The organism is Bradyrhizobium sp. P2_E8 (assembly GCF_056403875.1).
The window spans coordinates 1-3,322 of sequence record NZ_JBFUES010000840.1 but is presented as its reverse complement, the minus strand read 5'-3'; the positions used below and the strand labels follow the sequence as shown (position 1 = coordinate 3,322).

General features: G+C 64.3%; 4 protein-coding genes. 3 read left to right on the top strand and 1 reads right to left on the bottom strand.

What is annotated here, in order from left to right; genetic code table 11:
- Window positions 1-119: 119 nt before the first annotated feature.
- Window positions 120-608, top strand: a complete 489-nt coding sequence (purE, locus tag AC1D00_RS32815; protein ID WP_011089851.1) for a 5-(carboxyamino)imidazole ribonucleotide mutase — start codon at window positions 120-122, stop codon at window positions 606-608.
- A complete protein-coding gene (locus AC1D00_RS32810; RefSeq protein WP_135177119.1) occupies window positions 605-1,711 on the top strand; it encodes a 5-(carboxyamino)imidazole ribonucleotide synthase in 1,107 nt (368 codons plus the stop codon). The genes purE and AC1D00_RS32810 overlap by 4 nt, the downstream gene beginning before the upstream one ends.
- A gap of 97 nt (window positions 1,712-1,808) precedes the next feature.
- Here the strand turns inward: AC1D00_RS32810 and aqpZ are convergent, their stop codons facing one another.
- Window positions 1,809-2,531 carry an aquaporin Z gene (gene aqpZ, locus AC1D00_RS32805; RefSeq protein ID WP_477013524.1) on the bottom strand — a complete coding sequence of 241 codons (723 nt, stop codon included), beginning with the start codon at window positions 2,529-2,531 and terminating at the stop codon, window positions 1,809-1,811.
- A gap of 261 nt (window positions 2,532-2,792) precedes the next feature.
- On the opposite strand from aqpZ, the gene rpsU reads away from it, so the two are divergent.
- Window positions 2,793-3,089 (top strand): 30S ribosomal protein S21, encoded by a 297-nt coding sequence (gene rpsU / locus AC1D00_RS32800; RefSeq protein WP_027545547.1) that lies wholly within the window; start codon window positions 2,793-2,795, stop codon window positions 3,087-3,089.
- The last annotated feature ends 233 nt before the right edge of the window (window positions 3,090-3,322 follow it).

The window sequence follows — 3,322 nt, the reverse complement described above, 5'->3', positions numbered from 1 at the left end:
TGCGGGGATTCACCAAGACAGGATAGTGCATTCCCTTCTCCTTGCCACCGCCTTGCGAGCCGCCGGCCGGAACCGTTAATCTGGCCTATGTTTCTGTTTTCCCGAGCACAATTAACGTCATGACCGCGCCGATCGCCATCATCATGGGAAGCCAGTCGGACTGGGACACGATGCGGCATGCCGCCGACACGCTTGAAGCGCTCGGCGTTGCCGCCGAGACCCGCATCGTTTCGGCCCACCGCACCCCCGACCGGCTGGTCGCTTTCGCCAAGGGCGCCAAGGCGGCTGGTTACAAGATCATCATCGCCGGCGCGGGCGGCGCTGCACATTTGCCGGGCATGGCGGCGGCGCTGACGGAACTCCCCGTCTTCGGCGTTCCCGTCGAATCGAAGACACTCAAGGGCGTCGATTCGCTCTATTCGATCGTGCAGATGCCCGCGGGCATCCCGGTCGGCACCCTTGCCATCGGCAAGGCCGGCGCGATCAACGCGGCGTTGCTTGCTGCCGCCGTGCTGGCATTGTCCGACCCGGCCTTGTCCGACCGCCTCGCCGCCTGGCGCAAGGCGCAGACCGAGGCGGTTGCCGAGCGCCCGGAGGACAAGGCGTGACTGACGCAAAGCAGGTGAAGCTGAAGCCCGGCGACACCATCGGAATCCTCGGCGGCGGACAATTGGGGCGGATGCTGGCGATGGCCGCGGCGCGGCTCGGCCTGCGCTGCCAGGTGTTCTCGCCCGATCCTGACTCGCCGGCCTTCGACGTCGTGCTGAACGCGACCTGCGCCGAATATGCCGACGTCGAGGCGCTCGAGCTGTTCGCCAACGACGTCGACGTCATCACCTACGAATTCGAGAACGTGCCGGCCGCGGCCGCGATGGTGCTGGATGCGCGCCGCCCCGTGCTGCCCAACCGCAAGATCCTGGAGACGACCCAGGACCGGCTCGCGGAGAAGGATTTCGTGACGCGGCTCGGCATCGGCACCGCAGCCTATGCCGACGTCACCTCCGTCTCCTCGTTGCGCGAGGCGATTGTAAGGATCGGTCTTCCGGCCGTGCTGAAGACCCGCCGCTTCGGCTATGACGGCAAGGGCCAGGCCATCATCCGCGAGGGCGACGACATCGCCAAGGTCTGGACCAGCCTCGCCACCAAATCGGCGATCCTCGAAGCATTCATCCCCTACGAGCGCGAGATCTCCGTGATTGCGGCGCGGTCGGCGACGGGCCAGGTCGAGTGCTTCGACGTCACCGAGAACGAGCACCGCGACCACATTCTGAAGATATCCCGCGCCCCCGCACTGATTCCGGATGCGCTCGCGGAAGAAGCGCGCAGCATCGCCGGCAAGATCGCCGGCGCGCTCGATTATGTCGGCGTGCTTGCGGTGGAAATGTTCGTGCTCGCCAACGGCACCGGGCCGAAGGTGCTGGTCAACGAGATCGCCCCGCGCGTACACAATTCCGGGCACTGGACCCTCGACGGCGCCTCCATCTCGCAGTTCGAGCAGCACATCCGCGCCATCGCCGGCTGGCCGCTCGGCAAGCCGGTGCGCCACGGCGAGATCGTCACCATGACCAATCTGATCGGCGACGAGATCAACGATTACGAGAAGTGGCTGAGCGTTCCGGGCGCGACCATCCACATCTACGGCAAGGGCGGACCGCGCCCCGGCCGCAAGATGGGCCATGTCACCGAAGTCCGGCCGCCCCAGGAGAAGTGACGGGACCGCGGCAACCGCCGCGATTCCGCTTGCCGACTAGATTTGCTCTGACGCGTTTTCCTGACGCGAACCGGTATCGACTTCGCTCGAAAACGCTCTAGGCCGTCTTCACGCCTGCGACGACGCCGGCAGGCTCCTCGCTGAGCCAGCGATAGATCACCCCGCCAAGCGCGCCGCCGATCAATGGCGCGACCCAGAACAGCCAGAGCTGCGCCAGCGCCCAGCCGCCGACGAACAGCGCGGGGCCCGTGCTGCGCGCCGGGTTCACCGACGTGTTGGTGACGGGAATGCTGACAAGATGGATCATCACTAGCGCGAGCCCGATCGCGAGCGGCGCGAAGCCCGCGGGGGCGCGACCGTGAGTTGCGCCCATGATGACGAACAGGAACATCATGGTCATCACCACCTCGGTGACGAAGCAGACCACCATGCTGTACTGGCCGGGCGAATGCGCATCGTATCCGTTCGACGCGAAGCCCTTGGTGACGTCGAAGCCTGGGGCGCCGCTGGCGATGACGTAGAGCAGTTCGGCGGCAACGATCGCACCGCAGACCTGCGCGATCACGTAGGGCAGGATCTGGCCGGCCGGAAAGCGCCCGCCGGCGGCAAGGCCGACCGTGAYGGCCGGATTGAGATGACAGCCCGAGATGTGACCGATCGCGTAGGCCATGGTGACGACGCTTAAGCCGAAAGCCAGGGACACGCCGACCAGGCCGATTCCGACCTGCGGGAAGCCGGCTGCGATCACCGCGCTGCCACAACCTGCGAATGTGAGCCAGAAGGTGCCGATGGCCTCGGCAGCATATTTCTTCATATCCATGTGTCGTCCCCTGATTTCAAAGTTTCCGGAGCAAAGCTCCGGTCACGGCCCCGTCAAGGACGCCAAATCTCCCAAATCGGGGCCGCATAGAGGTCTTTTCGCCTTATTTAATGGCTGAACTTGGCCCAAAACCCCGCTTGGCAGGTGGACATCCAGGGTTTTGTCTGATACATCCGCGCGCTCAAGGCTAAGGGCTTGTGCGTTTTGCCATCCCCTTTGACTTACCAGAATTCAAATCCTGTCCACTGAAGAGGATGCCGCGTGCAGGTTCTCGTTCGCGATAACAATGTCGATCAAGCCCTCAAGGCGCTGAAGAAGAAGATGCAGCGCGAGGGTATTTTCCGCGAGATGAAGCTCCGCGGTCACTACGAAAAGCCCTCCGAGAAGAAGGCTCGCGAAAAGGCCGAAGCCGTGCGCCGCGCGCGCAAGCTGGCCCGCAAGAAGCTCCAGCGTGAAGGCCTGCTGCCGATGAAGCCGAAGCCGGTGTTCGGCGCTGGCCCCGGTGGTGAGCGTGGCGGCCGTGGCGGCCCGGGTGCAGGTCCGCGCGGACCGCGCTGATTTGCCGAATTTTTAAGACCTCAGTTCTCGATAACGCGGGCCGCTGGCCCGCGTTATTGTTTGTGAGCGGTGCCTTTCTGGGACGGGGCACTACCGATGCGGCGCTAAAGCGCGATGAGGTTGGTCATCGCGCTTTAGATTGTTGTTTGAGCATGATCTTTTCGGAAAACCGCGGCACACTTTTCCGGATCATGCTCTAGCGCGAGCGAACCGTAGATGGCCTCCCCTTCCCC